This is a genomic window from Deltaproteobacteria bacterium (genome assembly GCA_016874735.1).
GTDB lineage: Bacteria > Bdellovibrionota_B > Oligoflexia > Oligoflexales > CAIYRB01 > CAIYRB01.
This window is the reverse complement of record VGTI01000107.1, coordinates 1-6,706: the sequence shown is the minus strand read 5'-3', so window position 1 is coordinate 6,706 and position 6,706 is coordinate 1. Positions and strand designations below refer to the sequence as shown.

Sequence of the window (6,706 nt, the reverse complement as noted above, 5' to 3'; positions counted from 1 at the left end):
ACGGTGTCACCGCAGCAAACAGTGGTGGCAACGTTTATGCTTATGGCGGCCCTGGCACAGGATCGGCAGCTTCAAACGGCAACGTGATTCTTGCACATAACGGCACGAGTTCCGTCGGCAACGTCGGTATCGGGACGACGGCGCCTACCAAGACGTTGGACGTATCGAGTGCAAACTTCATTAACCTTGGACTTTATCGATCCGCCACCGGTGCTGCCTATGGGTCTGGTATCGACTTTGATCTCAACAACGCTAGTAACGCACGCAAAACATTTGCCGAAATTTATGGTGCAATCACGACAAATACGGCCGGTGCCGAAGATGGTTACCTTGCCTTGAGTACCGCGACAGCTGGTGCGTTGACTGAAAAGGTTCGGGTGACTAAAGATGGCAACGTTGGCATAGGAATCACCTCACCTGCCTATCGCCTCGACGTGGCTGGTAACTCTCGTTTCATCTCTGCCAGCGAAAGTATCTACTCGAGTGACAACAGTTTGAGTGAATACCTATATATTCAGCCGGTATCTGGATCTCCGGGTTACGTGCGCCTAGGGGCTTATTCCGCTGTATATGGATCGCAGAGTCTAGCGTTGCAGCCATCGGCCGGAAATGTTGGTATTGGCTCAACGGCACCGAAGCAAAAACTTGATGTAAACGGCTCCGCACAAATTACGGGCGACCTCGGCGTAGGTACAGCGGCGCCAACACAGAAGCTTGATGTCAATGGCAACATTAATGTTGCGTCTGATGCGCGCATCTATATGGGCACCACCAGCTTGGCGGCCCCCGGCCTTAATAGCACTGGCCAGCGTATCCAGCTTTATGGCTCTTCGGGTACGGTGACCGGTTCTGATTACTCGCTAGGTATCGAGAATGGCCACATGTGGTTTAACTCGGGCGGCGGATTCAAATGGTACTCGCAAACCGGATTTGACATGGTGCTCGATAATACCGGAAAGCTAGGCATTGGGACATCGGCCCCAGCGACGGCACTTGAAGTGAACGGTGTCGTCAAGTCCAAAGCAGGTGGCTTCCAATTTCCTGATGGAACTATCATCACCACGGCTCCGGGTACTGGCACGGTCACAAACCAAGTTAGCAGTGCCGACATCAATTTTGCTGCCGACACCGCAAATTCAGGCAACCCCAACTACAATATATCGTTCTCCACACGAGGCGCTCAGCGCATGGTCGTGGCTAACTCTGGTGGTATCGGTATTGGAACAGCGAGCCCTGCATCGACGTTAGATGTCAGAGGCGGTGTGGCCGTCGGCGACTATGCTGGCGTCAATTCCGCACCATTCAATACTCTTATCGTAAGTGGTGGGCTTGGCGTTGGTACTAGCGCACCGACGTCGTTTGTGCACACGAATGACAATCTGTCTAAGACAACAAATCACACCGGCATACTCTTTAATGTAGCGAATACATCGAGCACACCTTCCGTCAGAAAAGTTGGACTAGACCTACAAAGCACGGGAGTTTGGAACGGAGTTAGCTCTGTCAATACTGGACTTAACGTTAATGCAAGTGGGGGATCGGTAAATTATGCCGCGGTCTTTAGCGGCGGGAACGTTGGCATTGGCACATCGATGCCTGGATCGACCTTACAAGTGAACGGAAGTGTCGCAGTTGGTTACAGCGCGGCAACGACAGCATCTAGCAGCGGCCTAGCGGTTGCTGGCAACATTGGCATCGGCACGACCTCGCCTAGGGCAACGATAGAATCGGTTGGACCCATAGCGACCTCAGGTCCTGTGGGTGGATTTATTCTATACAATCGAGGAAGTAGTGCGATTTCGTCTCAGTGGTACAGTCCATCGCTAGGAGAGACGCGGCTGTATGATCACCCATCTTCTTCCGATCGACTCACCATAAGTTCCTCTGGAAACTTTGGCATTGGTACAACGGCTCCTGCAGCTAGACTCGATGTCAGTGGGAGTAGGTCTGGCACTCCCAGTTTAGTCGGGGCCTTTATTGGGTCGGCCCCCACCACATTCACCGATACGACCACCGTAGCCTCGGGTACTGCAGCCAACCATGCTTTTAATGCTATAGCCGCCCCTACTTTAGCATCGACATACGCGGCAGTTACCACAACTAATAGTTACTCGCTTTACCTTGCCGGAGCGCCCAAGAAAGGTACCAACGATACGATCACTAACGCCGTCGCATTAGGAATCGGCAGCACATTTCTCGGCGGTGGTACAAATAGCTACGGTCTGGTTGTCGATGCACAAACTGGAGCTACAAATAATTTTGCGGCGGTATTTAAATCAGGCAACGTAGGCATAGGTACGACCGCGCCCGGATACCTCCTGCAGGTCGCTGGCTCTGTGGCCGGAGTGGGGTCCTATGTGGCTTTATCTGACCGACGTGAAAAGAAAGACGTACGTGACCTCAGTGATAGCCTGGAGAAAGCCCTAGCCATCAGGGGGGTGAGTTACAAGTGGCGCGATGAAATCAGATACGGCAGCGAAAGGCACCTGGGCGTTATTGCACAGGAGTTGGAGAAAATCGTACCTGAGGCCGTTAATACCGGCGACGACGGACTCAAACGGGTCAAATATGACGATCTCATTCCGCTCATGATCGAGGCTTTTAAAGAAGAACGACGCCAAAAAGATGCGGAGATCAATCGGCTACGCGCGCGATCCCAGCAGATGACCGACTTCTTATGTAAAAAATTCGATGACGCGTCGTTTTGTCGGATGCCTGAGTTGTAAATAAGTGCCTGCGGCACGAAAACTCTTGACTCACTCCGCTTGTAGCCTCTAGTCCTAAAACTAAGAGATCCCTGCCAAGAGACGGCTGTAGACAGGATCTTGTCAGGCCATAAGCACCTGTTTATACGATCTTAATAAGAAAATTTTTGCTATTTAATTACTAAATAGTGTATTGTTTACATTCTCAGTCCGATGTTTTCTGCCTTTCTTCAATAACAAGTTTCCCAGTCTCATGCGCGTCAACTGAACGTTCTTCAAGTCTAGTCATCGTTATCTGTCAAAAACAGTCATACCTGGTGGGTAGTTATGAAACGAAGCAGCAAGGTCTCATACCTATGGTCTCTCGTGGTCACGATCCTCGGTGCGTCAGCTACGGTTGCCTCGGCGGGCGAGCAGCTACAGTGGCCGCGTGGAGAAAATGTTTGTCGCGGTATTTGGACTTACCAAGAGATCCAAGAATGCGAACATCCAAATCACGGACCCGATCCATCCCGTCCCATCGTCGAAACGAATGGTGCGACTTGCGGCTATGAGCAGAAGACAGCTAACTGCTGGTATGGTTTTCATCACTTACGCAGCATCGTCATTGATATTCCAGAGATGTATCGCGACCACGATGAGTATCAGGATCACCAACTGCGTGAGGTGTGTCACGAAAAGGCTAAGGATCAACAGCTCAACGATAGAGAGGTAATAAGCTCGTGGGACTTCGAGAAAATCAGCGGCAGCGATCGCTGCCATAAGCGCGATTGGCTTGACAAGTGCCAGGAGAATACCTTCTTTGTGCATATAAAATGTCACTACAAGGTGTCAGGTCCCGTCTTCGGACAGGACCAAACCTGTGGTCCGATCGACGATATTTCCCGTCCGCGTTCCTGTCCGGTTGGTGTGCACAATAAACTTGCGCGCAGTGTTCATTGTCCGACGGTGCCCCGGGAGACAACACGCGGTTTCAACTTCACAAGCCTGAGAGGAGATAGCTCCCTAGCGGATATTACCTGTTCCACAGGTGATCATCTACCGGCGGACCGGCCGGAGCAGGTTAAGGCCAAGTTTGCCTTTATCACACGAAAACTCTGGAGCCTCCCAAGTGACAGTCATCCCGACTGGCCACTGCTCGTCCAAGGCCTAAAGGCCCTCCTTGATGCCCGCTCTGACATGTTAAGCGACGTGGAGAAGTCGCTGGCCAATCAGCTTGTTTCTGCCACCGTAAAGGCTGAGCAGAGCGTCAAGCAAGGCACTATTTTCTCAACGGCTGACGACTGCGTAGAGGTTTTTTCTGACGACGTCTACCGAGGCTGTCGCAGCAAGCTTATCAGGCTTGATCTAGACAATATGGTGGCCTTGAAGAAGCTAAGCTCCTATGCAAGTCTTGGGCTCAAGATAAGCTACGACCATGGCTGCAAATTGCATACTGACGAGCTTAAAGTCCGGCTTAATAGTGACGCCGCCAATCAGCTACTCGCTCCCGCCGATGCGGGGAACGTTCAGTGGGTTAAGTTAGTGTTCACTCCGTCTGGCGAGACTCCAACGATCAGTATCGATATCAATCCAGCGGCAAAAATTAGCAAGTCATGCCGTATCTCAATTGAGAATACCGAGGTCAGTTTAGACATCAAGATACTCGAGCAATTTTCAGATCTACTGATCAGCAAGTTGACGATGCTTAATACCGTCAAGCTGCAGCTTAGCTATCCCGAGGCCAGCCCGAATATCTCCGGGCTCATCGCAAGATTAGACGATGAATTGGGCACTATCGTCACGCGGCATCAATATGACTGCCAGGAGGAAGCGAAAAATCAGAACCTTGCGACTCCCGCATTATGCCGAGTGAGCGATGACTATAGGTCGCTCTGTCACCTTGATCCTACACCAGCTAATGGTATCTCTGCTGGTCTCTTTGGTAAAATCCATGAAGACACATGTCTATTAGCTGATCTTCGTACGCTTGGTTCAGAGCAACGGTGCGATTTTTATCCTGATCGCCGTCCAGGAACCTACTGCGGGGAACATGTGCGCACAGTCCAGGCTTTTCTAGATCAGGAATACGCCGTGACATTTACCGCAGCGCGGGACCTAGCAGAGACACTGGAGAGCGAATTGCACAGGTTAAACGGCCTAAGCGCAGAAATGGCCACACGGATCAGAATGGTTGTTGAAAGAATGGCCACTAAGATAAGCGATTTGGAGGCAAGTCGATGAAACACTCAAGCACAAAGTTTATAGCAGCGATATTCTGCCTATTTGCCACCACCGGCTGGGAGCAAGAGGCCAAGATTTCTGGCACCTATACGGAAGGCGGCGGTGCATCGACTCCATTGGCAGAGAAAAATTATGCTCAACTCTACTGCGAGTCTGAGGAGAACGCTCGACTGACCATGAGTGGGATGTTTGGTTGGGATTGGCGGCTAGTCCCTGTTGACGACTACTGCCATCATAAGGTGGAGGGCATGGAGGACAGCTTTAAAAATGGCTGGCAGCGAAGCCGCCTCTTTGCGGGTTGTAAGTTGCTGTTCAACACCTTTGATAAGTCTGTCTATCGCTGCTATCGCTTTGAGGATAGTGCAGAGTACTTAAGACAGCAAGAATTGCGTCAGCAGCAAGCGCAATATTTAATCGAAAGATCCGCGCGCATCTGTGCGGCAAAAGAAGCTGAACTTAGCAAAGAGGCTGGACTGCTCTTTGGTGATATCGATGCCGGTCTGGAGTTAGCTCGTGAGGATGAGCAAAAAGCAGCCGCTGCGGAGCAGTTGGCGAAAAATACCGCTATGCGTGCTCAGGAGCTGCTTAACGAAGCCTTAAAGGAAGTTACGGAGCGCCGTAAGCTCCTGGCGGTTCTTGCAAACATGTATGACGTGTCGTTTGCCAAGATCAATGGTGAGATGAACGATTTTTTCTCCCAAATCAAAAAATCTGAGGTCACCCTGAATGGACTTGAGACCAGACTGAACAATGCGGATCAGTCCTATGCGAATCTTAAATCTATCCAAGATGAAACATTGTCAAGCCTTGCTGGTATGAAGGACGCAGTGTGCGACACGACGCAGTTTACTGCTGCGGTCGCGGGATTACGTGGTCAAGTGGCTCATATGCAGTCCATTGTCGATGGACTGGAACAGCTCATTAGTAGACTCGCGCTGCCGGTAGAGTTTGCTAAAGACAAGGATCACCTGGAGGCGCGAATTAAAAAGCTCCAGCGGATTGCTGAAACGCGTAGCGCCGTCTTTAATGGTAGTTTCGATATGCTGGCCGAGCAGCCATACGTCTGTGAGCGGTTCAGGATCTTCAGGACGGAACTTGGTAAAGCCGTGCACTTAGCCAAGAGCATGGAAGATGTGAAAGCAACAGTCGGCGTGGTTGCCGACTTCAAAGTGGCTTTGGAAGCGGCCGCTAAGGAAGCCGCAACAATCGCCGCTATCGAGTCGGTCTTTATGGTCGCAAGGGATAATGAAGCGCAGCTCATGGCGGCCGTATATAAGGGTGAAGCGACTAAGGCAAAACAGTTGGCTGACAACTTCAATTCAGACATCGAAGCGGCCATTAATCAGGTAAAGCTGGCTAGTCCGGCGGTAGATATGACCAGGATTCAGGATGCGGTTCAGCCGATCAGAATGCGCGTCCAGTCTGTCATTGAGAGTCGGCTCAGTAGGGCAAGTGCAGCCACCTTGCTGAGCACTAGGCTGCGCGCATTAGCGACTAAGATCATGCGTCTTGATATGCAGTCTCAAACAGAACCTGACCTCGCACTAGTATGGAATATGCGCAAGGACGAAATTTTAACTAGCCTTAATACCAAAGTTGGTCAGGAAATCCCGCGGCCTCAATTCACGCAACTCTCGGAGCCAAATTTCTGGGCAGCGATTAGTGAGTTTGAGACGCAGCTCAGTGGTATTGAAGCAACCCTGGGTCAACTGACTAACGCCACCAAGCGTTGAGGGAATTGTCATGAAAAGAATCATCTCCGTCATCATCGCTCTACT

At 51.0% G+C, this 6,706-nt stretch carries 3 protein-coding genes; all 3 read left to right on the top strand.

Translation table 11 applies throughout. The features are described 5' to 3' along the window. On the top strand, positions 1 to 2,726 hold a 2,726-nt coding region (locus FJ146_18875), incomplete at its 5' end, for a tail fiber domain-containing protein (GenBank protein ID MBM4254036.1). 306 nt (positions 2,727 to 3,032) lie between these two features. Further along, a complete protein-coding gene (locus FJ146_18870; GenBank protein ID MBM4254035.1) occupies positions 3,033 to 4,928 on the top strand; it encodes a hypothetical protein in 1,896 nt (631 codons plus the stop codon). Further along, on the top strand, positions 4,925 to 6,661 hold the full coding sequence (locus FJ146_18865; protein ID MBM4254034.1) for a hypothetical protein: 1,737 nt from the start codon (positions 4,925 to 4,927) through the stop codon (positions 6,659 to 6,661). Before FJ146_18870 ends, FJ146_18865 begins: the two co-directional genes overlap by 4 nt. Positions 6,662 to 6,706: the final 45 nt, after the last annotated feature.